Source organism: Mesorhizobium sp. M8A.F.Ca.ET.218.01.1.1 (genome assembly GCF_004791165.1).
GTDB lineage: Bacteria > Pseudomonadota > Alphaproteobacteria > Rhizobiales > Rhizobiaceae > Mesorhizobium.
Genome location: NZ_SRUZ01000011.1, coordinates 143305 through 164420 on the forward strand (window position 1 = coordinate 143305; position 21116 = coordinate 164420).

At 65.2% G+C, this 21116-nt stretch carries 21 protein-coding genes; 11 read left to right on the forward strand and 10 right to left on the reverse strand.

Annotated features, from left to right (window positions below):
- Positions 1-35 precede the first annotated feature (35 nt).
- The 4 genes from hemF (at position 36) to EN861_RS31380 (ending at position 3182) form a co-directional block, all read left to right on the forward strand.
- Positions 36-950, forward strand: a complete 915-nt coding sequence (gene hemF / locus EN861_RS31365; protein WP_127276070.1) for an oxygen-dependent coproporphyrinogen oxidase — start codon at positions 36-38, stop codon at positions 948-950.
- A 148-nt stretch (positions 951-1098) separates the two neighbouring features.
- Positions 1099-1284, forward strand: coding sequence for a DUF1059 domain-containing protein (locus EN861_RS31370; RefSeq protein WP_027047304.1), 186 nt, complete (start codon positions 1099-1101; stop codon positions 1282-1284).
- A 245-nt stretch (positions 1285-1529) separates the two neighbouring features.
- Positions 1530-2108 (forward strand): hypothetical protein, encoded by a 579-nt coding sequence (locus tag EN861_RS31375; RefSeq protein WP_135867494.1) that lies wholly within the window; start codon positions 1530-1532, stop codon positions 2106-2108.
- Between the two features lie 87 nt (positions 2109-2195).
- Complete coding sequence (locus EN861_RS31380; RefSeq protein ID WP_127280919.1) at positions 2196-3182, forward strand: S8 family serine peptidase; 987 nt, start codon at positions 2196-2198, stop codon at positions 3180-3182.
- 48 nt (positions 3183-3230) lie between these two features.
- On the opposite strand, the gene EN861_RS31385 is transcribed toward EN861_RS31380, so the two are convergent.
- From EN861_RS31385 to EN861_RS31395, 3 genes are read right to left on the reverse strand one after another with little or no spacing between them, the layout of a single operon-like run.
- Positions 3231-4493: a CCA tRNA nucleotidyltransferase gene (locus EN861_RS31385; RefSeq protein ID WP_127280918.1), complete on the reverse strand. Its 1263-nt coding sequence runs from the start codon at positions 4491-4493 to the stop codon at positions 3231-3233.
- Positions 4490-5122, reverse strand: coding sequence for a CoA pyrophosphatase (locus tag EN861_RS31390; protein ID WP_127869773.1), 633 nt, complete (start codon positions 5120-5122; stop codon positions 4490-4492). The genes EN861_RS31385 and EN861_RS31390 overlap by 4 nt, the downstream gene beginning before the upstream one ends.
- The gene (locus tag EN861_RS31395; RefSeq protein ID WP_127280907.1) at positions 5122-5751 is read right to left on the reverse strand and encodes a DUF1285 domain-containing protein; all 630 of its coding nucleotides are present in this window, start codon (positions 5749-5751) and stop codon (positions 5122-5124) included. The genes EN861_RS31390 and EN861_RS31395 overlap by 1 nt, the downstream gene beginning before the upstream one ends.
- A gap of 158 nt (positions 5752-5909) precedes the next feature.
- Here EN861_RS31395 and EN861_RS31400 point away from each other — a divergent pair, with 158 nt between their 5' ends.
- From EN861_RS31400 to EN861_RS31415, 4 genes are all read left to right on the forward strand, one after another.
- A complete protein-coding gene (locus EN861_RS31400) occupies positions 5910-6914 on the forward strand; it encodes a MoxR family ATPase (RefSeq protein ID WP_127280906.1) in 1005 nt (334 codons plus the stop codon).
- Positions 6914-7882, forward strand: coding sequence for a DUF58 domain-containing protein (locus EN861_RS31405; RefSeq protein WP_135867495.1), 969 nt, complete (start codon positions 6914-6916; stop codon positions 7880-7882). Before EN861_RS31400 ends, EN861_RS31405 begins: the two co-directional genes overlap by 1 nt.
- On the forward strand, positions 7879-10701 hold the full coding sequence (locus tag EN861_RS31410; RefSeq protein ID WP_135867496.1) for a DUF4159 domain-containing protein: 2823 nt from the start codon (positions 7879-7881) through the stop codon (positions 10699-10701). The genes EN861_RS31405 and EN861_RS31410 overlap by 4 nt, the downstream gene beginning before the upstream one ends.
- Positions 10702-10764: 63 nt before the next feature.
- Positions 10765-12837 (forward strand): hypothetical protein, encoded by a 2073-nt coding sequence (locus EN861_RS31415; RefSeq protein ID WP_135867497.1) that lies wholly within the window; start codon positions 10765-10767, stop codon positions 12835-12837.
- A gap of 174 nt (positions 12838-13011) precedes the next feature.
- On the opposite strand, the gene clpS is transcribed toward EN861_RS31415, so the two are convergent.
- From clpS to EN861_RS31435, 4 genes are all read right to left on the reverse strand, one after another.
- The gene (gene clpS / locus EN861_RS31420) at positions 13012-13317 is read right to left on the reverse strand and encodes an ATP-dependent Clp protease adapter ClpS (RefSeq protein WP_127278085.1); all 306 of its coding nucleotides are present in this window, start codon (positions 13315-13317) and stop codon (positions 13012-13014) included.
- Positions 13318-13446: 129 nt separating this feature from the next.
- A complete protein-coding gene (locus EN861_RS31425) occupies positions 13447-13761 on the reverse strand; it encodes a hypothetical protein (RefSeq protein ID WP_135867498.1) in 315 nt (104 codons plus the stop codon).
- Positions 13762-13923: 162 nt separating this feature from the next.
- Positions 13924-14217, reverse strand: coding sequence for a hypothetical protein (locus EN861_RS31430; RefSeq protein ID WP_135867499.1), 294 nt, complete (start codon positions 14215-14217; stop codon positions 13924-13926).
- A gap of 37 nt (positions 14218-14254) precedes the next feature.
- Positions 14255-14554 carry a hypothetical protein gene (locus tag EN861_RS31435; RefSeq protein WP_127278088.1) on the reverse strand — a complete coding sequence of 100 codons (300 nt, stop codon included), beginning with the start codon at positions 14552-14554 and terminating at the stop codon, positions 14255-14257.
- 282 nt (positions 14555-14836) lie between these two features.
- On the opposite strand from EN861_RS31435, the gene EN861_RS31440 reads away from it, so the two are divergent.
- A complete protein-coding gene (locus EN861_RS31440) occupies positions 14837-15553 on the forward strand; it encodes a response regulator transcription factor (RefSeq protein ID WP_127278089.1) in 717 nt (238 codons plus the stop codon).
- Positions 15550-16959, forward strand: coding sequence for an ATP-binding protein (locus EN861_RS31445; protein ID WP_127278090.1), 1410 nt, complete (start codon positions 15550-15552; stop codon positions 16957-16959). The genes EN861_RS31440 and EN861_RS31445 overlap by 4 nt, the downstream gene beginning before the upstream one ends.
- Positions 16960-16978: 19 nt before the next feature.
- Here EN861_RS31445 and choV read toward each other — a convergent pair whose 3' ends face one another.
- The 3 genes from choV to EN861_RS31460 form a co-directional block, all read right to left on the reverse strand.
- Entirely contained in the window at positions 16979-18160 is a 1182-nt protein-coding gene (choV, locus tag EN861_RS31450; RefSeq protein WP_127869780.1) for a choline ABC transporter ATP-binding protein, read from the reverse strand.
- Positions 18157-19011 (reverse strand): choline ABC transporter permease subunit, encoded by an 855-nt coding sequence (gene choW, locus EN861_RS31455; RefSeq protein WP_135867500.1) that lies wholly within the window; start codon positions 19009-19011, stop codon positions 18157-18159. Before choW ends, choV begins: the two co-directional genes overlap by 4 nt.
- A 121-nt stretch (positions 19012-19132) precedes the next feature.
- Positions 19133-20068: a choline ABC transporter substrate-binding protein gene (locus tag EN861_RS31460; protein ID WP_135867501.1), complete on the reverse strand. Its 936-nt coding sequence runs from the start codon at positions 20066-20068 to the stop codon at positions 19133-19135.
- 404 nt (positions 20069-20472) lie between these two features.
- On the opposite strand from EN861_RS31460, the gene EN861_RS31465 reads away from it, so the two are divergent.
- Positions 20473-21084: a thymidine kinase gene (locus tag EN861_RS31465; protein ID WP_127278094.1), complete on the forward strand. Its 612-nt coding sequence runs from the start codon at positions 20473-20475 to the stop codon at positions 21082-21084.
- The last annotated feature ends 32 nt before the right edge of the window (positions 21085-21116 follow it).

The following is a 21116-nucleotide window of genomic DNA, read 5'->3' on the forward strand; positions in this document are numbered from 1 at the left end:
CCCCACAACGGGTGGCCCACAACCGGAGACGGCACTTGGAACGACCCGAAATACCGGCAGGGCTGCCCGCCGACATCGAAGAGAAGAAGATGAAGGCCCGGCTTTGGTTCGAGGCGCTGCGCGAGCGCATCTGCGCCGCTTTCGAGCAGATCGAGCAGGACCTCGGGGGTCCGCTCGCCTCGTGGTCGGCCGGCCGCTTCGAAAAGACGCCGTGGGAACGCGATCAGGGCAAGGGCGGCGGCGGCACCATGTCGATGATGCATGGCCGCGTCTTCGAGAAGGTCGGCGTCCACACGTCGACCGTTTATGGCGAGTTCTCGCCCGAGTTCAGGAAGCAGATGCCCGGCGCCGAGGAAGACCCGCGCTTCTGGGCATCGGGCATCTCACTGATCGCGCACCCGTGGAACCCCAACGTTCCGGCCGTGCACATGAACACGCGTATGGTCGTCACATCCAGGCAATGGTTCGGCGGCGGCGCCGACCTGACGCCGGTGCTCGACCGCCGCCGCACCCAGGATGATCCCGACACGGCAGCCTTCCACCGCGCCATGCAGTTCGCTTGCGAGAAGAACGCCGACGTCGCCGACTATCCGAAATTCAAGGCCTGGTGCGACGAGTATTTCTTCCTGCCGCACCGCAACGAGCCGCGCGGCACCGGCGGCATCTTCTTCGACTGGCTGCATTCGGGCGAGGAGAAGGGCGGCTGGAACGCCGATTTCAACTTCGTCCAGGATGTCGGGCGTTCGTTCCTCGTCGTCTACGGCCACCTCGTGCGCGCCAACTTCAACGAGAACTGGACCGATGGCGACCGCGACGAACAGCTCATCCGCCGCGGCCGCTACGTCGAATTCAACCTGCTTCACGATCGCGGCACCATCTTCGGCCTGAAGACCGGCGGCAATGTCGCCTCGATCCTGTCCAGCCTGCCACCGGAGGTGCGCTGGCCATGACCTCGGCGGGCGGGGTGCACGATGCTTTGATGCAACCATGCCGCCCCTCCCGTGTTATAGCTTTCGCCCCGCTTACGTCTGACCATTCGACCGTAAGCCAAAAGTGGCGGAGCCTCGACCGGCTCCATGGAGCAAGAGGAGAAATCCCATGAAGCAATTTCACTGCGGGTCGCTCGTTCCCGGCTGCGAATGGCACACACGGGCCGACGAGGAGGCCGAGGTGATGCGCCGCGCCGTCGAGCATATGCGCGAGACGCATGGCGAGACGACCATCCGCGAGACGATGATCGAGGCGATCCGCTCGCGCATCGAGAAGGTCCGCGACGCCGCGTAGGTGCGGCGGGGGGGTTTCAGGTAATAACAAAAGAACCGCGGTGCGCTTGGGTAACGCGTGCCGCGTTGATTTATTTGGGAGACACTGCCTGCATCTCAAAAAAAAATATTTGCTCCAGCTAAAATAAACCGTGCGGTAACCGAACCCGTGCGATCGTCGGACTGATTTCCAGACTACAGGGGGCCGCCAGAGAAGCCCGTCGCCGTCAGGCACTGGTCCGGAATCGGTGGGCGAGGTGTTCGCGCATGCGCGAAAAGTCCGGCAATCGTGCCAGTTTGTGCGCAACGGCGCTCCTGCCGTGGGCGCTCCTTGGCGCGTCGCCGGCGATTGCCCAGGACATGACGACATCGCTCATCGACATCCATCAGGGCTCGCCGGTCAGCGACAAGGCGAGAGGCCTGGGTGACGGCGGGTATGAGTTGCAGACCGGAAGCCGGGTATCGTTCAACCAGTGGTACCAGACAAACTGGGTCGACACGCATGTGGACCTGATGACGCAGATCACGCAGGACACCGGTATCCTTTGGGGATTTGGCACTGGGGAACAAGGCGAGAAGTATCGCATCGCGCCCAGCCTCAAGCTCGGATTCCTCACACAGCTGCATCCGAGCGCGAACAGCATCCTGTCCCTGTCGTTCACCACGACCTTCGGCGGCAAGCTCAGCGAAAAGCCCTGCCAGGCCGATTATGGCGATCTGGGCACCTTCAGCGTCAATTGCCGGCTCGCCGCCGGGGAGATGGCACCCGAGGAAACCTTGAAATATCTGGCTAACGCTAAACCGGAGAGCCAGCATCTGTGGCCGAATTACCGTGTTACTTTCTGATCGCGAGGGGCCGGGCACGAGATGTCGCGTAGCCGCGGAAGATCCGCGATCCTCCGTCCTAGCTTCTGTTTGAACCGGGGTAAAAACATGTCAAATACGCATTGGAAATTCGCTATTGCCACGGCCCTCGCCCTCCTGCCGGCATCGATTGCCGTGGCTCAGGAAGCTGTCGGTCCAGATCCGCTGTCCGCGCTCTGCGGCGGCGGTCAATCCAACGCATCCATATGCCTGAGCGCAACCCTGCCGGCGGCCACGTCGCAGACCTTGCAAAACTGGATGAGCCCGGATGTCGGGGCCGCATGGCGTGCCGGTTACAAAGGCAAAGGCGTCACCATCACGATCGTCGACGACTTCTCCAGCACCTCGAAGTTCAGCGGCAATTTCGGCATCGGCACCCAGACCCAGCGCCATGGCGAATGGACCCGCGAAGAAGCCAGCATGATCGCGCCGCTGGCGACGATACGGTCGAAAGACTTCTCCACCAGTTCCTCGGTCGCGCTGGCGCCGGGCCTGAACGTGCTCAATCTGAGCTATGGCATGTACGCCAAGGCAGGCTACAGCCCAAGCCAGATCGGATGGAGCGCCGAGGAGGCCTCCATCATCTCCTATGCCACCAAGGGAACGGCCGTGGTTTCGAAGGCCGCGGGCAACGACGCGGTTGCCGTGGGCGGCGTCACCAGCGGCCAGCAGGATTATCTCGACCTCGCCTTGGTCGGAAAGGCATCCGCGATTTTCGTCGGCGCGCTCAACAGCAACGGCACGACGTCGAACAAGGCCACCATGGCCTGGTATTCCAACACCGCCGGCACCAACACGGCTGTGCAGAGCCATTTCCTGGTCGTGGGTGTCACCGGGGACAAGACCGGCCTTTACGGCACCTCTTTCGCCGCGCCGATCGTTGCCGGCTACGCCGCCATCGTGGGCAGCAAGTTCACCAAGGCAACGTCGACCCAGATCACCAACCAGTTGCTGAATACGGCCCGGACCGACACGTTGGCCAACTACAGCGCCTCCGTCTATGGCAAGGGCGAGGCAAGCCTTTCGCGTGCCCTGGCTCCGCTGTCGATCAAGTAGCAGGACGGAACAGCAGGGCAACACCGGCGGAGATCCGGCGTTTCCGACCTACGTGTCAAGCGCTTGCGCGGCGCGTTCGAGCAACGTGTCGCGATCAGGCGCAAATCCCGCCTCGACCCATTCGGCTTCGAGGTTCTTGAGGATTTCGCCAAGCTTCGGTCCCGGCTTTGCGCCGAGCGCCGTCAGATCGGCCCCTCTGAGCGGAAACTCGGGCCGTTCCCATTTGAGCGCAAAGCCAAGCAGGCGCGAAAAGCCGCCCGCTTGAAGCAATGCGTCATTGTCCTCGACGGCGCGCACCCGCGCCGCGGCAAGCGACAGACGCAGGCGGTCGACAAACCCTTGCCGGTTGCCGCGATAGAGCCGTTTCGCCAGTTCGCCTTCGGTCGTCTTCGGCTCGACGGCCGTGGTGAGGGCCCAATGGAGCATGCGGTCGGCTTCGGCGGTCGAGAACCTGAGCCTCTCGGCCAACGTCTTCATGCGCGCCGCATCCGGCGGCACGATTGCCTCCAGCCGCAGCATCGGATCCACCGCCCAGCCCAGGTCTTTCTCGGCCTTGGTCAACCCGTGGATCGCATCGATACCCCATTTCTCGCTTTCCGACAGCGCGGCGGTCAGGACACCAGCCTGGCGCATCCACAACAGGGCGCGTGAGGGATCGGGGGCCGACAAAAGCTTCTTCAGTTCGGACCAGACGCGTTCGGCCGAGAGTTGGCCAAGGCCGTCCTTCAGCCGGGCGCAGGCCTTCAACCCCTCGGCATCCGGCCGGCCGTCGCCATACCAGGCAAAGAAACGGAAGAAGCGCAGGATGCGCAGATAATCCTCGCGGATGCGCGCCTCCGGGTCGCCGATGAAGCGCAGCCGGCGCGCCTCGATGTCGGAAATGCCGCCGACAAGGTCGACAACACTGCCGTCGGCCTCGGCGTAGAGCGCGTTGATGGTGAAGTCGCGCCGCTCGGCGTCGAGCTTCCAGTCGCGTCCGAACGACACCTTGGCGCGGCGGCCATCGGTCTCGACGTCGGCGCGCAAGGTGGTGACCTCGTAGGGTTTGCCGCCCGCGACCACCGTGATCGTGCCATGTTCGATGCCGGTCGGCACCGCCTTGAAGCCTTCCGCTTCGGCACGGCGGATGGTCTCCTGCGGCAGGCAAGAGGTGGCGATGTCGACGTCGGCGACAGGCTGGCCCATCAGCGCGTTGCGCACGGCGCCGCCGGCGATACGCGCCTCTTCACCGCCTTCGGTGAGCGCGCCAAGCAGGCGCTGCAGATGCTTGTCGGAGAGCCAGTCGGCCCTGCCCGCGATCGAAACACTCACGCATAGAGCCTTTCATAGAGCGTACGGATGATACCGGCGGTGACGCCCCAGATGCGCCGGTCACCATAGGGCATGTCGTAGAAGAACCATTCGAGATCGTTCCACATGCGGCTGTCGCGCTTGTGATTGGCGGCGTCCATCAGGAAGCGCAGCGGCACCTCGAAGGCGGCATCGACTTCGTCGGCGTTCAAAGCCAATTGGAAACCCGGCCGCACGATGCCGAGCACCGGCGCGATGCGGTAGCCGCTGCCGGCAACGTAATCCGGCATGCGGCCGATGATTTCGATACGATCCTGGCCAAGGCCGATCTCCTCGAAGGTCTCGCGCAGCGCCGCCGCCTCCGGGCTCGCGTCGGTCGCATCGATCGTGCCGCCCGGGAAAGCCACTTGCCCGGAATGATTGCGCAGTCTCTCGGCCCGTTTGGTCAGGAGAACCGTCGCCTCGCCGTCATGGTCGACCACCGGGATCAGCACCGCCGCATTGCGCAGCGGCTTGCCCGGGTTGAGGCGTGGGTGGCCGGGATTGAAGCGGTGATCGCCATAGTCGTCGCCGGCATGCGCGTCCGGCTGCGCGGCGAAGCGCGCGCGAAAATCCGCCGATGAGAACGGCGCCGGCGATATCTGGTCCATCACGCGCTCAACCGCTTCAACTGATCCGCAGGCATGATCGGAAACACGGCATTCTTCGAGCGCACCGAAAACATCGTCCGGCCGTCGATCTCGATCTCCTCGCCATGCCCCACCAACTCATACATGACCGGCCGCGCCACCAGCGCCTCCAGCCTGCCGCGCACCAGCAGATATGGCTTCAAACCGCCGGTCTCGTTCTCGTCGACGAAGCGCAGCGGCCGCTCCGGCCCGGCCTCGACCACGTCGCCGACATTGGTGCGGAAGGTGATGACCTGATCCTCGCCTTCGCCCGAAACATCCATCTCGACGGCGATGAACGGCGCATCGGCGACGCGGATGCCGACCTTTTCCACCGGCGTCACCAGATAGGTCCTGCCGTCGGCGTCCTTGCGCAGCACGGACGAGAAAAGTTGCACCAGCGGCATGCGGCCGATCGGCGTGCCCAGGTAGAACCAGGTGCCGTCGGCCTTGATCTCCATGTCGAGATCGCCGCAAAAGTCGGGATTCCAGCGCTCGACCGGCGCCGCGCCCTTGCCGGCACGGGCCGCGCGCGAGATCAGCGCCTCGAGGCCTCGGGCCTCGGTGGCCTGCGTAAGGCTTTGTTGGCGATGTTCGTGGTGTTCGCTCATCGTCACGAAATAGTCACTGTTGTTCCGCTTGTCAGCCTAAGTCTGTGATTTAAGTTCCAGCATAGGCGCTCCGCGAGGCCGAATCGCGGCAACCTATGGTATGGTGCGGGCCAGTATTTCCAAACCATGGCATTTCCAACCAAAGGGATCGATGCGGCATGAGCGTGATGGTCAAGGAAAGCCCGATTAGCGAAACGGACATGGTCGCCGAGGCCGAGAAGGCGCTTGCAGACATCTCCAGGATCCGCGACGGGGTTGGCCGGGTGATCTTCGGCCAGGAGCACGTCGTCGAGCGCACCCTGGTGGCGCTGCTTGCCGGCGGCCACGCGCTGCTGGTCGGCGTGCCGGGCCTGGCCAAGACCAAGCTGGTCGAGACGCTGGGCATCGTGCTCGGGCTCGATTCACGCCGCATCCAGTTCACGCCCGACCTGATGCCGTCCGACATCCTCGGTTCCGAGGTCATGGAGCAGGACGAGACCGGCAAGCGCTCGTTCCGCTTCATCTCCGGCCCGATTTTCGCCCAGCTGCTGATGGCCGACGAGATCAACCGCGCCTCGCCGCGCACGCAATCGGCGCTGCTGCAGGCGATGCAGGAATATCACGTCACCATCGCCGGCGCGCGCTACGATCTGCCCTCGCCCTTCCATGTGCTGGCGACGCAGAACCCGCTGGAGCAGGAAGGCACCTACCCGTTGCCCGAAGCCCAGCTCGATCGCTTCCTGATGCAGGTCGACATCCTCTATCCAGAAATCGAGGCCGAGCGCCGCATCCTTCTGGAAACCACCGGCGTCGAGGACGCCAAGGCCACCAACGTGCTGCAGCCGGCGCGGCTGAAGGAGATCCAGACACTGATCCGCCGCATGCCGGTGCCCGAAAGCGTGGTCGAGGCGATCCTCACCCTGGTGCGCTCGGCGCGTCCCGGCCAAGGCAATGCCGACACCGACAAGCATGTCGCCTGGGGCCCAGGCCCGCGCGCCAGCCAGGCGCTGATGCTGTGCACCAGGGCCCGCGCGCTCTACGACGGACGGCTGGCACCCTCGGTCGACGATGTCAGGGCGCTGGCCGAGCCGGTGCTGCAGCACCGCATGGCGCTGACCTTCGCCGCCCGTGCCGAAGGCACCAGCGTACGCGATGTGGTGGCGAAACTCGTGAAAGGTATTTGATGGCGCGTATCGGCGAGGTCCAGGCTCCGGCAGCGACGCGCGACGCGCTCGCCCGCGGCCGGTTGCGGGCTTCGCTCGTGCCTGACCTGCTGGTCGAGGCGCGCCGCATCGTCAACACCGTGATCGCCGGCTGGCATGGCCGCCGCAAGCGCGGCATCGGCGAGAATTTCTGGCAGTTCCGGCCCTACGTCGAAGGCGATTCCTCGCGCATCGACTGGCGCCGCTCGGCCCGCGACGACCACACCTATGTGCGCGACCGTGAATGGGAAGCCGCCCACACGGTCTGGCTGTGGGCCGATCCCTCGCCGTCCATGCTCTACAAGTCGACCGGCGCCGGCGTTTCCAAGCAATCGCGCGCGCTGGTGCTGACGCTGGCCATGGCCGAGCTTCTGTCGCGCAGCGGCGAGCGCATCGCCTGGCCAGATCTGACCGATCCGTTCACCGCCCGCAACGGCGCCGAACGCATCGCGGCCCAGCTCATGCATGCCGGCGAGCTGCCGGCAAAACCCGATCTCTCCGACATCAGGCGCTTCTGCGACATCGTCATCGCCAGCGATTTCCTCGATCCGGTCGAGGAGACCGTGGCCTGGCTCGACGTGCTCGCCCGCCACGGCGTGCGCGCGCATCTGATCGAGGTCGCCGACCCGGCCGAGGAAACCTTCCCCTATGCCGGCCGCACCGAGTTCACCGATCCCGAGACCGGCGACAAGCTGACCGCGGGGCGCGCCGAAATGCTGGCCGACGAATACCGCCTGCTCTACACCGCCCGCCGCCAGGAACTGGCCAGTTGGTGCAAGCGGCTCGGCTGGAGCTTTACCGTCAACCACACCGACCGGCTGGCGTCCGACGCGCTGGTGCGCCTGCACATGGCGATGACCGCCGATGGCGGTAAGCCCGGCATTTCCGCCGATGGCGGTAAGCCTGGCATTTCCGCCGATGGCGGTAAGCCTGGGAAGGCTGTCGCATGAGCTGGCTGCCGCTCTCCTTCGGCGCCCCCATGGTGCTGTGGGGCCTGTTGGCGCTGCCGGTGATCTGGTGGCTGCTGCGGCTCACCCCACCCAAGCCGCAGACCGAGGTGTTTCCGCCGCTGAAGATCCTGGCCCGCGTGCTGAGGCGCGAGGAGACACCGCAGCGCAGCCCCTGGTGGCTGACGCTGCTCAGGCTGCTGATGGCGGCCCTCGTCGTCGCGGCATTGGCCGAACCGGTCTTCAATCCGCGTGAAAAGCTGCCGGCCGAGGGTGCCGCGCTTGCCCTGGTCATCGACAATGACTGGGCCAGCGCCGCCGACTGGAACAAGCGCGTCGCCACCGCCGAACGGCTGATCAACGACGCCGGCTCGAACGGCGTGCCGGTCGTTATCGCCTTCACCGCCGAAAAGCCCAATGCGGAGATCGGCCCCTTCGATGCCGCCGCCGCACTCGACCGCTTGCGCGCCGCCAAGCCGCGGCCGATCCCGACCGACCGGCCCGCCGTCTATGCCCGCGTCGCCGGCGTGCTGGGGGGCTTGCCCGGCGCCAGCGTCGCCGTGCTCGCCGATGGCCTGGCGGCAAAGGGCGACGAGGCCGCCTTCAACACGCTGTTGTCGAAAAATGCCGCCCGCGTCGTCTGGGCGGTGGCCGACCGGCTTTCCCTGACCGGCCTGACGTCTGCCGAAAACCAGGTCGATGGCTTTGCCCTGACCGCCGTCCGCGCGCCCGGCGATCCCGCCCCGGCTCAGGTCACCGCCGGCGCCTTCGACGACAAGGGCCGCCGCATCGCCGATGCGACCCTGACCTTCGCGCCGGGCGAGGCCGCGGCCACCGGCACCATGGCGGTGCCGTTCGAATTGCGCAACGACTTCGCCTCGATCGCGCTCGATGGCGAGCGGCATGCGGGTGCCGTGCGCGTGCTCGACGAAAGCTCCAAGCGCCGCCGCGTCGGGCTGTTGTCGCAAGCCGAGGCCGACCAGGCGCAGCCGCTTCTGTCGCCGCTCTACTACATCAGGCGCGCGCTGCAGCCCTTCGCCGATCTGGTCGAGCCCTCCAGCGCCGATCTCGCCGACGCCATCCCGCAGATCCTCGACCAGAAGCCGGCGATGATCGTCATGGCCGATATCGGCACCATTCCCGCCCAGGTTCGGCAAAGGCTGGTCGACTGGGTCGACAATGGCGGCACGCTGGTGCGCTTCGCAGGCTCGCGGCTGGCCGCCGCCGGCAATGATGACGATTTGCTGCCGGTCCGCCTGCGCACCGGCGAACGTTCGCTCGGCGGCGCGCTGTCATGGACCTCGCCGCAGCCGGTCACCGAATTTCCCAAGGCCGGCCCGTTCGCCGACCTGGCGCCGCCGACCGAGGTCACGGTGACCAGGCAGGTGCTGGCCGAACCGACACCCGACATCGTCGAGCGCACCTGGGCCGCCCTTGCCGACGGCACGCCGCTGGTCACCGGGCTGAAGAAGGGCAAGGGCACGCTGGTGCTGTTCCACGTCACGCCCGAGGCGACATGGTCGAACCTGCCGATCTCGGGCAGTTTCGTCGAGATGCTGCGCCGCATCGTGCAGCTGTCGCGCAACCAGGGTGCGGCGGTCGCCAATGCCGAAGCCGCCGCCACGTCGCTGGCACCCTATCGCATGATCGCGGCCGACGGCTCGCTGGTGCCGCCGACACCCGATGCACGGCCGCTTGGGCCGGGCGCGGGCACGCTGCCGGTCACCTTCGAGAACCCGCCAGGCCTATATGGTTCGGAGACCGGCGTCTTCGCCCACAATCTGCTCGATGTCGCAAGCACGTTCGAGCCGCTGGCGCGCCCGCAACTGACGGTGCCGGTCACCACCATCCAGTATGCCTTTGACGAATCGCGCAACCTGAAGGGCGCGTTGGTCGCCGCGGCTCTGTTGCTGATGCTGCTCGACACGCTGGCGGTGTTGTGGATGGGCGGCCTGTTTTGGCGCCGGCCGCACCGGGCCGGTGCCGCTGCAACCACCGCCGCCGTGCTGATCGCGCTTGGCGCGCTGTTCGGCCACGCCGACCTTGCCCGTGCCGACGATGCCAAGCCGGGTGACCAGGGCGCTATCGAGGCAATTTCGAAAACCCGCATCGCCTATGTGCTGACCGGCGTGCCGGGTGTCGATTCGATCAGCCGCGCCGGGCTCGAGGGCCTGACCCGCTTCCTGATCGAGAAGACGGCGCTCGAACCGGGGGCGCCGGCCGGCGTCGACATTTCGAAGGACGAGCTGTCCTTCTATCCCCTGATCTACTGGCCGATCGACCCGGCGGCACCGATGCCGAGCCAGGCGGCCATCGCCCGCATCGACGCCTATATGCAGCAAGGCGGCACGGTGCTGTTCGACACGCGCGACCAGTTCGCCAACGGCATCGGCGCCGATTCCACCAGCCCGGCGACCGAACGGCTGCGCGACATTCTCGGCAACCTCAACGTGCCGCCGCTGGAGCCGGTGCCGTCGGACCATGTGCTGACCAAGTCCTTCTTCATCCTGCCCGAATTTCCCGGCCGCTTCGCCGGCAGCCCGCTCTGGGTCGAGGCATCGCTCGATGCCAGCAATGCCGACAACCGGCCGGTACGCACCGGCGACGGCGTGTCGCCGATCATGATCACCGCCAATGATTTCGCCGGCGCCTGGGCAGTCGACGAGAATGGCGACCCGCTCTTGCCGACCGTGCCCGCCGACCCGATGCAGCGGGTCTACGCGCTGCGCGCCGGCGTCAACATCATGATGTACATGCTGACCGGCAATTACAAATCCGACCAGGTGCATGTTCCCATCCTGCTCGAACGTCTGGGGCAGTAGGATGATGCGTTTTCTTGCGCCCCTCACGATGATCGATCCTCCCCCGGCGCGGGAGGATAGGGCATGAACTGGTCGATCTCCTTCGAACCGCTTCTATCCTGGCCGCTTTTGGCCCTGGTGCTGGTGCCGTTGGCGCTGCTGGCGCTCGTCGGCCTGTGGTTCCGCCAGCGCGGCGCGGTCCTCCGCTTCGTCGCCCTGTTGGCGCTCGCCGCCGCCCTCTTCAATCCGGTGTTCCTCAATGAGGAACGCGAGCCGCTGAAAAGCGTCGTCGCGCTGATCGTCGACCGCAGCCAGAGCCAGGATATTGGCGACCGCACCAAACAGACCGACGAGGCAGTGGCCGGGCTCCAGCAGCGTCTTGGCCGCTTCAAGCAGTTCGACGTCCGCGTCGTCGAGGCCGGCAAGTCCGACGCCGCCGAGGAGCGCACCGAAACGCGGCTGTTCGGCGCGCTGGAAGGCGCCTTCCGCGACGTGCCGCCCTCGCGCATCGGCGGCGCCATCATGATCACCGATGGCGAGGTGCATGACACGCCCTCGGGCACGCCCGATTTCAACGCCCCGCTGCACGCCTTGATCACCGGCAACGATCACGAAAAAGATCGCCGCATCCGCTTCGAGAACGCGCCGCGTTTCGGCCTTGTCGGCAAGCCGCTCGACATGACTTACCGCGTCATTTCGACCGAAAACGAGACCGGACCGGTCGACGTCCGGGTCTCGGTCAATGGCGAGCAGGTTTCGGTCGAGCATGCCACTGTCGGCCAGGCCATGCCGCTGCAGGTGACCATCCCGGGTGCCGGCCGCAACATCATCGAACTGGCCATCGACCGCGAGCCGGGCGAACTGACCGACACCAACAACCGCGCCATCGCGCTGGTCGACGGCATCCGCGAGAACCTGCGCGTTCTGCTCGTTTCGGGCGAACCGCATGCTGGCGAGCGCACCTGGCGCAACCTGCTGAAATCCGACGCCTCGGTCGATCTCGTCCATTTCACCATCCTGCGGCCGCCGGAGAAGCAGGACGGCACGCCGATCAATGAATTGTCGCTGATCGCCTTCCCGACCCGCGAGCTGTTCGTCGAGAAGATCAAGGATTTCGACCTCATCATCTTCGACCGCTACCAGCACCGCGACGTGCTGCCGATCCTCTATTACGACTACATCTCCGAATATGTCGAAAAGGGCGGCGCGCTGCTGATCGCCGCTGGTCCCGAATATGCCGGCGAGGCGTCGATCGCGCGCACGCCGCTGATGTCGGCCCTGCCGGCAATGCCGACCGGCGAGGTCGTCGACAAGGCCTTTTATCCCCGCCTCACCGAACTCGGCCAGCGTCATCCGGTGACGCGCGGCCTCGATGGTTCGGCCACCGAGCCGCCGCACTGGAGCCGCTGGTTCCGCACCATCGGCGTGCAGAACCCGCAAGGCGAAGTGGTAATGAAGGGTGCCGACAACCGGCCGCTGCTGCTGCTCGACCGCAAGGGCGAAGGCCGCGTCGGCATGCTTCTGTCCGATCAGGGCTGGCTCTGGGCGCGCGGCTTCGAGGGCGGCGGCCCGCATGTCCAGCTCTACCGGCGCATCGCCCACTGGCTGATGAAGGAGCCCGAGCTCGAGGAAGAACGGCTGACCGCCGAGGGACGCGGCATGGTGCTGGAGATCCGTCGCCAGACCATGGCCGACGATCCCGGCCCCGCGCAGATCATCACCCCCTCCGGCAAGACGCTCACCGTCAAGCTCGACAAATCCGAGCCCGGCGTCTTTCTCGGCAGCGTTCAGACCAGCGAGATCGGCCTCTTCCAGGTCGCCAATGGCGATCTCACCGCCCTCGCCCATGTCGGCCCGGTCAACGCACCCGAATTCGCCGACGTCGTCTCCACGCAGGAGCGGCTGAAGGCGCCGGCGGAAGCCACCGGCGGCAGCGTGCGCCGGCTGGCCTCGTCCACGGGCAGCGACGCGACGCTGCCATCCATCGTGCCGGTGCGTTCGGCCGGCGAAGCGTCGGGCAGCGACTGGATCGGCCTGCGCACCACCGACGACAGCGTGTTGAAGGCCGTGTCGCGCGTACCGCTGTTCGGCGGCTTCCTCGGCCTCGGACTGCTGCTTCTGGCGATGGGCTCGATGTGGTACCGCGAGGGAAGGTAGCGGAGCGCTCTTCCCTTCTCCCCTTGTGGGAGAAGGTGGCCTCGCGAAGCGAGGTCGGATGAGGGGTGCTCCAGCTTGGCGCCGACGACACACCGGCACCCACCCCTTAACCGTCTCGGCGCTGCGCGCCGATCCACCTTCTCCCACAAGGGGAGAAGGAAGAAGCTACCTCCCCTACTCCTCCGGTTCCGTCGTGAACAGCAGCGGATAACCCTTCGCCTTGCCGGCGTCGGTGGCTCTCGTCGCCTTGGTCTCGGCGACATCCCTGGTGAAGACCGCGACCACGCAGACGCCGTGCCGGTGCGCGGTGATCATGACCCGGTGCGCCTGGTCCTCACTGAGCTTGAACTCGCCCTTCAGCACCGTCACCACGAATTCGCGCGGCGTGAAATCGTCGTTGACGAGGATGACCTTGTAGAGCTTCGGCCGCTCTGTCTGCGGCTTGACCTTTACGCGCGGTTTTGTGGCGATTTCAGGCATTCGAACCGACTGTTTCGCGATCGAGCTTGAGTCCGCATTTTGCCACGGGCGGCAGCGATCGTCCATTTGCGGACCGTCGGCGGGCACGCCCGGTCCTTCAGGATCATGTGGGAAATGGTCTTTCGCGGTTCAACGGCCCTGACGGCCGAAGATGCGGCGACTTGCATCGGCATCCGCCCGGCGTTCCAGCCATGCCGCGATCGGCCATCCGGCAACGCAGATCAGTGTCGCGCCGGCGAGCACGATCAAGAGCCAGGCCTGCACGGGCGCGATGTAATCCCAATTGCTGGAAATCGCCGGCGCGAACAGCGAGGGCTCGGTGCGCCCGCTTGCCGGATCCGGCACGGGGCTGGCGGTGAGCAGAATCAGCACCCTGGCGGCGCCGGTGGCAACCAGGCCGCCGATCACCATGGAGCGAAAAATGGACGAAGGCCGCTTCTTCATGCGGATTGTCCTACCGGGCCGGCATTGCAAACGGGTTAAGCACGATCGAGATGCGTGGCTGGAAGCCGCCGGTGTTCAGCTCATCGATCATGCACTTGGCAGAAGGCCGCCCCAGCCGGTTTGCGGCTGGAGCGGCCTTGCTAGAACTGACCTCGAAGCTGATCAGGGCTTCTTGGGAGCAGCCTTCGCGGGGGCCGCCGTCGCGGGAGCCATCTTCGCGGGGGCCTTCTTGACCGGGCACTTGTGCTTCTTGGTCTCCTTGCAGACGGTCTTCTTGGCGACCTTCTTCGGAGCAGCCTTGGCCGGAGCGGTGGTCGTCGCGGCAGCAGCCGGAGCGGTGGTCGTGGTGGCGGCAGCCGGGGCAGCGGTCGTGGTGGCGGCTGCATAGCCGAGAACCGGCATCGAGAAGGCGAGAGCGACGGAGAGACCAAGGGCGGACAGGATGGACTTGTTCATGGCTTCATTTCCTTTTGTATGCGGGTCTTTTTGAGTGTCACTGGACCGGGTCGTTCGGTGTCACTCCAAGCAGCTTCAGAGCATTGGCGAGCATCCGGATGCCCTGCGCCTGTTTCTTGGCGGCACAGTACCGGTTGCCCTTCCTCTGAAGTGCCTTTGCCGCGGTGACCTGCGTTGCCGTGGCATGGGTTTCGAGGGCTTCATCAAATTGGTGGCTGAGATTGGCGCACCGTTCGCTCCGGGTGAGCGGCGCCTTTGCATCCGATTGGCCGACAGCGGCAGTGAGCAGGCCAAGGCCCAGCAAAACTCCCAACAAACTGATCGACAATCTTGGCATTGGTTTATCCGTGAACCCGGAGACTAGCGTCGCAGCCGATGACCTGACCGCCACGGCACCTTTATGCCGACCAACCTTTTCAGGAGTTTTTCCCGATTGTAGAATTTTGTTTCTGGATTGTGTCTGGCCAGGCCGGGGCCAGGCCGGCCGTCGCTTTCCATGTGGAGAAGGCGGAATTCATTCTCCCTTGAAAAGCAAGGCACTGGCCAACATATGGCCCGAATTCTATCGTGTGGCTCACCAGCCAAGAATGGCTTGGCCGGCAAACCAGACAGGGCAGCTGTGAAATCCGATGCGCACATACTGATCGTCGACGACGACAAGGGCATCCGCGACCTGCTTCAGGAGTTCTTCCAGAAGCGGGGCCTGCACACCTCGGTTGCCGCCGACGGCAACGAGATGGAAGCCATCCTGCGCCGCTCGCAGGTGGACCTCATCGTGCTCGACGTGATGCTGCCCGGCAGGAGCGGGCTGGAACTGTGCCGCGACCTGCGCGCCCAGTATACGACGCCTATCATCATGCTGACCGCCGTCACCGAGACAACGGACCGTGTCGTCGGCCTCGAGATGGGCGCCGACGACTATGTGCCCAAACCCTTCGACCCGCGCGAGTTGCTGGCCCGCATCCGCGCCGTGCTGCGGCGCAATGGCGCCACAGAGCCCAAGCGCGCCACCAGCAAGCAGATTTACCATTTCGCCGGCTGGACGATGGACTGCTCGCGGCGCCGGTTGACCGCGCCCGACGATGTCAGGGTCGAACTGACCATGGCCGAGTTCAACCTCCTGCACACCTTCGTCAAGAGTGCCCAGCGCGTGCTGACCCGCGACCAGCTCATCGAACTGTCCGGCGGCGACAGCGACTATTCCTTCGACCGCAGTATCGACATCCTGGTCAGCCGGTTGCGGCGCAAGATGGAAGATGATCCCAAGACGCCCAAACTGATCCTCACCGTGCGCAGCGGCGGCTACCAGTTCCTGCCCGAGACGACCTCCGAATGAGACGTTTCCTGCCGCAGACCTTGCCTGTCTGGGTGCTGCTGATCGTCATTGCCGGCCTGCTGATCAGCCAGGTCGCGACGCTCTACATCGTGTCGCGCGACCGCGCTGCTGCCAATGACGTGGTCGACCTCTACCGCCTCAACGACCGCGCCTTCTCGCTCGTGCAGCTGATGAGTGGCGCCACGCCGGAGGAGCGCAAGGCGACCGCCGCGGGCCTGTTCAACTCAACATACGCGCTCACCGTCTCGGACACGCCCGCCGTCACCTCCTCGATCGCCGGCGATGACGAACTGGCCGAGCTCGAGGACATTCTTGTCGGCCGGCTGTCGAAGTTCGGCATCACCGACGCGCGCGTGCGCCGCGATCCGGCGACGCGCGAAGCCGACGATGCCGGCGGCGCCGCGCCGGGCCCCGATATCGGCCAGGTCGAGCGGGACCTCCTGGTGCTGGCCGCCGATTTCGCCCAGAGCGACAAGCTGACGGCCTCGCTGCGCTTCGCCGACGGCCAGTGGCTGAACTTCACCGAACCGATAACGCCCGTCGGCCCGATCCTGAGCATCGACAGCCTGCCGCTCTATGCGCTGATCGCCGGGCTGGTGGTGATCATGTCGATCTGGTCGCTGCGCCGGCTGACCGCGCCCTACCGGATGATGGAAACCGCCGTCAACCGGATCGGCAATGATCTCAAGAGCCCGCCGGTCACCGAGAGCGGCAGCCGTGAGGTGCGCGCCGCCGCCAGGGCGATCAACGCCATGCAGAAGAGGCTGCGCGAATATGTCGAGGACCGCGAGCACCTCGCGGCGGCCCTTGCGCACGACCTGCGCACGCCGATGACAAGGATGCGGCTGCGTCTGGAACTGTTGCGCAGATCACCGGCGCGCGAAGCGCTCGCCCACGATCTCGCCGACATCGAAGGCATCGCGAGCTCGGTGATAGACTTCGCCAAATTCGAGGTCACGGAAGAGAAGGCCGAGAGGATCGATTTCTGGTCGCTCGTGGAATCGATCGCCGACAGCTACGAGACCGTTTCCTTCGACAATGACGACACCCGCTCACGCGGCCTGATCTGCATGGCGCGGCCGGTGGCGCTCAAGCGCTGCGTTACCAATCTTGTGCAGAACGCCGTCACCTACGGCAAGCATGCGCATCTCAGCCTCAGCCGCTCGGACGGCACGATCACACTCGCCATCCGCGACGAAGGGCCGGGCATACCCCAAGCCCAGATCGACGCCGTGTTCGGCTCCTTCGTGCGCCTCGAACACTCCCGCAACCGCCAGACCGGCGGGCTCGGGCTTGGGCTGACCATCGCCCGCAACATCGCGCGGGCGGCGGGTGGTGAAGTGCGCCTGTCCAACCACCCGCAAGGTGGGTTGCTGACGGAGCTGAGGCTGCCGCTGGCGGCTTGAGCCTTGTCGCTTGGGACCTCTACCGCCGCAGCACCGCGCTCAGCACATCCCTGATGCCGATGGCGCCGACGAAGCGGGACTGGTCGTCGAACAACGCCACCGGCGCCGTCTGCGAGCGGTGCATGGCCAGCATCACGGTTTTCAGCGACGTGCCCGGATTGGCCCAGAACACCTGACCTGCTTCTTCGGGCTGGCCCTCTATCCCGGTGCACGACGTCCACACCGCCGGCTTGCCGTCGCGTTCGGCCGCCGCCACCAGCCCGTGCTCGTCGATCTTGAAACGGGTCGTCTTGCGTCGGTCGAGCCACACCCAGCCGTCCGTGCCCTGTTCGAGATCGCGGCGGTCGCGCATCACGTTCCATGCGGTCAACACCGAGAGCGGGTTCACATTGGCGATGAAGTCGCGGACATAGTCGTTGGCGGGACGCAGCACGATGTCTTCCGGCGCGCCTGTCTGCACGATACGCCCGCCCTCCATGATGGTGATGTGGCTGCCGATCTTCAGGGCCTCCTCGAGGTCGTGGCTGACGAAGATGATGGTCTTCTTCAGCTCCGCCTGCAGCTGCAGAAGCTCGTCCTGCAGCTTGGTGCGGATCAGCGGGTCGAGAGCCGAGAACGGCTCGTCCATCAACAGGATAGGCGCCTCGGTGGCGAAGGCGCGCGCCAGACCGACGCGCTGCTGCATGCCGCCCGAAAGCTCATGGGCGTATTTGTTCGACCATTGATCGAGGTTGACCAGCTTGAGCTGGCGATGCACCCGCTCCTTGCGCTCGGCATCCGGCACGCCGGCGAGTTCGAGACCCAGGCCGACATTCTCTTCCACCGTGCGCCATGGCAGGAGGCCGAACTGCTGGAACACCATCGCCACCTGTTTCTGTCGCAGCCGCCGCAAGGTTGGCTCGTCGCAGGTGACGACGTCGACCGTACGGTCGCCGTCCTTGACCAGCACTTGTCCGCGCGACACCACGTTGAGCCGGTTGACCGCGCGAAGCAGCGTCGACTTGCCGGAGCCCGACAGGCCCATCAGCACCGAGATTTCGCCTTCATGCACGGTGAGGCTGGCGCCTGCGCAGCCGAGCACATTGCCGGTCTTCTCGAGGATCTCGGCTCGGGTAGCGCCCTTGTCGATCATCGCCAGCGAGCCGGCCTGGTCGGCGCCGAAGACGATATCGACATTCCTGAAATCGACGGCGACGGTCATTTCTTGCCTCCAACGCCAATGCGGGTCATCCGGTCGAGCACGATGGCGAGCACGACGATGGCGAGACCGGCCTCAAGGCCAAGGTCGATGCGGCGCGAACCGAGCGCCCGGTTGATTTCCGTGCCGAGGCCACCGGCGCCGATCAGGGCCGCGAACACCACCATCGACAGCGACAGCATGATCGACTGCGTCAGGCCCGCCATGATGGTGGGCAGTGCGGAGGGCAGCTCGACCTTCCACAACAGCTGGCTCTTGGTGGCGCCGAAGGCCTCGCCGGCCTCGATGATCGACTTCGGCACCGAAACGACGCCCAGATGAGTGAGCCTGACTGCTGTCGGGATGACGAAAATGATGGTGACGATGAGGCCGGGCGCGTTGCCAAGGCCGAACAGCGTCAGCACCGGGATCAGGTAGACGAAGGTCGGCAGTGTCTGCATCAGGTCGAGCACCGGCAGCATGACGCGGTAGACCTTCGGCTTGTGCGCCGCCCAGATGCCGAGCGGCACGCCGATGGCCATCGCCATGGCGGCGGCGGCCACGACCAGCACCAGCGTCTGCACCGTCTGTTTCCAGAGGTTCTGGTTGATGATGAAGATCAGGCCGAGGAAAACGCCGATGGCGAGCGGCCGTGAGCGCTGCAGCAGCCAGGCGACGATGGCGATCACCAAAGCGAGCAGCACCGGCGGCACCATCAGCAGGATGTTGACCAGCCCGTCGAGGATGAAATTCAGGCCATTCGAGAACGCCCTGAACACAGTGTCGAAATGGTCGGTGAGGAACCCGAAGAAAGCCTTGCCCCAGGGCCCGATGGGAATCTTGTAATCGACCAGGAATTTGGAAATCGGATCCATCTTGCCCCTCTTTGGCCTGCGCCGTCCTTGCCGGACGGTCATCTTCTCACAGCATATGAAAAAGGGCAGCCTTTTCCAGTGGCTGCCCTGTTTTTGAGGTCATGCCGAAATCAAAGCCGGCTCAGCCTCCGAGCGCGGTCTTGACCGCCGCCGCCGCGTCGCCGCCGTCGAAGGTGGTCACGCCGGCGATCCAGGGCTTGACCGCATCCGGGTTTTTCTTCAGCCAGTCGGTTGCCACCTTGTTGGCATCGCTGCCCTTCAGGATGGCGTCCATCATCTGGCCTTCCATATCCAGATTGAACTTCAGGTTGGTGATGAACTTGCCGACGTTCGGGCACTCGGTCGTGTAGCCCTTGCGCACGTTGGTCGAGACGGTGGCGGCGCCGAAACCGCTGTCGCCCATGCCGTCGAGATAGGTGATCTTCATGGCGCCCATCACCGGATGCGGCGTCCAGCCGAGGAAGGCGATCCACTCATTGTTCTTCATCGACTGCTCGGCCTGCGTCAGCATGCCGGCCTCCGAGGATTCGACCAGTTCGAACCCGTCGAGATTGTCCTTCGGGTTCTTGATCATGTCGAGGATGATGCGATTACCGTCATTGCCGGCCTCGATGCCGTAGATCTTGCCGTTGAACTTGTCCTTGAACTTGCCGAGATCGGTCAGCGTCTTGACACCGGCATCCGCGACATAGGTCGGCACGACGATGCCGTAACCGGCGCCGGCCAGGTTCTGGCTGACGGTCTCGACCGAACCGTCGGCCGTGTAGTCCTTGATGTCGTTGGTCATCGACGGCATCCAGTTGCCGAGGAAGACGTCGAGGTCCTTGTTCTTCAGCGACGCATAGGTCACCGGAACCGAGAGCTGGATCACCTGCGGCTCGTAGCCGAGCGCGGTGAGCAGTACCGAGGCCAGCCCGGTGGTGGCCTGGATGTCGGTCCAGCCGACATCGGAGAGGCGAACCGCCTTGCAGCTCGCCGGATCGCCGGCGAAGGCGGCACTCGTGGACAGGAAGGCCGCCAAGCCGAGGCCGGCGACGAAGGAATTCATACGCGACATCTGTATTCTCCCATTGCGATTCTTTGGCGGGGCGAAGTTACGGTTTTTGTGTCCGCCTTGTTTCGTCAGCCAAACACCATTCTGGAGTGGTTTCAAGCGCTAAGACAATCACGATCAACGGCGCTGGCTGGCCAATCAGCGACACCGCTGACGCTTTCCGTGCCAAGCCTGAGCGCAATCTGCCTCGGCAACGGCGGCTTTTTCAGGGGAATGCGGCGGCGGCCCCTCCCCGCGCGGCGGCAAGTCGGCTTAAGGTCTGTTTGGATTCAGGTCAGGCCGCGCCGAAAATGGTGGGCTCCGAGAACCGGAGCGGAGCGTACTTTGAGTACGCGAGCACCGGAAGCGGAGGAACCGCCTTTTGCAGGCCGGCCTCACCTGAATATGAACAGACCTTAAAGGGCGGCATGGCCAAGCTGTATTTCCATTACGCGACGATGAACGCCGGCAAGACGACCATGCTGTTGCAGGCATCGTACAATTACCGCGAGCGCGGCATGACGACGATGCTGTTCGTCGCCGGCCATTACCGCAAGGGCGATACCGGCCTGATCTCGTCGCGCATCGGGCTGGAGACGGAAGCCGAGATGTTCCGCGACGGCGACGACCTGTTCGCCCGCGTGGCCGAGCATCACCAGCACACGGCGGTGCATTGCATCTTCGTCGATGAGGCGCAGTTCCTGGAGGAGGAGCAGGTCTGGCAGCTTGCCCGCATCGCCGACCGGCTCAACATCCCGGTCATGTGCTATGGCCTGCGCACCGATTTCCAGGGCAAGCTATTTCCCGGCTCGCGCGCGCTGCTGGCGATCGCCGACGATCTGCGCGAAGTGCGCACCATCTGCCGCTGCGGCCGCAAGGCGACCATGGTCGTGCGCCTCGGTCCCGACGGCAAGGTGGCCCGGCAGGGCGAACAGGTGGCGATCGGCAAGGATGTCTATGTCTCGCTCTGCCGCCGCCACTGGGAAGAGGAAATGGGCCGCGCCGCACCCGACGACTTCATCGGCTTTGTCAGCGGTTGAAACGAAGGCCCGCTGGACGTCGGCCTCGGGTA

What these genes read in the sequence shown, in the direction of transcription:
- EN861_RS31370 (WP_027047304.1), top strand. Translation starts at nt 1,099, where the DNA reads ATGAAGCAATTTCACTGCGGGTCGCTCGTTCCCGGCTGCGAATGGCAC.
- EN861_RS31375 (WP_135867494.1), top strand. Translation starts at nt 1,530, where the DNA reads ATGCGCGAAAAGTCCGGCAATCGTGCCAGTTTGTGCGCAACGGCGCTC.
- EN861_RS31380 (WP_127280919.1), top strand. Translation starts at nt 2,196, where the DNA reads ATGTCAAATACGCATTGGAAATTCGCTATTGCCACGGCCCTCGCCCTC.
- EN861_RS31390 (WP_127869773.1), bottom strand. Translation starts at nt 5,122, where the DNA reads ATGGACCAGATATCGCCGGCGCCGTTCTCATCGGCGGATTTTCGCGCG.
- EN861_RS31395 (WP_127280907.1), bottom strand. Translation starts at nt 5,751, where the DNA reads ATGAGCGAACACCACGAACATCGCCAACAAAGCCTTACGCAGGCCACC.
- EN861_RS31400 (WP_127280906.1), top strand. Translation starts at nt 5,910, where the DNA reads ATGAGCGTGATGGTCAAGGAAAGCCCGATTAGCGAAACGGACATGGTC.
- EN861_RS31405 (WP_135867495.1), top strand. Translation starts at nt 6,914, where the DNA reads ATGGCGCGTATCGGCGAGGTCCAGGCTCCGGCAGCGACGCGCGACGCG.
- EN861_RS31410 (WP_135867496.1), top strand. Translation starts at nt 7,879, where the DNA reads ATGAGCTGGCTGCCGCTCTCCTTCGGCGCCCCCATGGTGCTGTGGGGC.
- EN861_RS31415 (WP_135867497.1), top strand. Translation starts at nt 10,765, where the DNA reads ATGAACTGGTCGATCTCCTTCGAACCGCTTCTATCCTGGCCGCTTTTG.
- clpS (WP_127278085.1), bottom strand. Translation starts at nt 13,317, where the DNA reads ATGCCTGAAATCGCCACAAAACCGCGCGTAAAGGTCAAGCCGCAGACA.
- EN861_RS31425 (WP_135867498.1), bottom strand. Translation starts at nt 13,761, where the DNA reads ATGAAGAAGCGGCCTTCGTCCATTTTTCGCTCCATGGTGATCGGCGGC.
- EN861_RS31430 (WP_135867499.1), bottom strand. Translation starts at nt 14,217, where the DNA reads ATGAACAAGTCCATCCTGTCCGCCCTTGGTCTCTCCGTCGCTCTCGCC.
- EN861_RS31435 (WP_127278088.1), bottom strand. Translation starts at nt 14,554, where the DNA reads ATGCCAAGATTGTCGATCAGTTTGTTGGGAGTTTTGCTGGGCCTTGGC.
- EN861_RS31445 (WP_127278090.1), top strand. Translation starts at nt 15,550, where the DNA reads ATGAGACGTTTCCTGCCGCAGACCTTGCCTGTCTGGGTGCTGCTGATC.
- choV (WP_127869780.1), bottom strand. Translation starts at nt 18,160, where the DNA reads ATGACCGTCGCCGTCGATTTCAGGAATGTCGATATCGTCTTCGGCGCC.
- choW (WP_135867500.1), bottom strand. Translation starts at nt 19,011, where the DNA reads ATGGATCCGATTTCCAAATTCCTGGTCGATTACAAGATTCCCATCGGG.
- EN861_RS31460 (WP_135867501.1), bottom strand. Translation starts at nt 20,068, where the DNA reads ATGTCGCGTATGAATTCCTTCGTCGCCGGCCTCGGCTTGGCGGCCTTC.
- EN861_RS31465 (WP_127278094.1), top strand. Translation starts at nt 20,473, where the DNA reads ATGGCCAAGCTGTATTTCCATTACGCGACGATGAACGCCGGCAAGACG.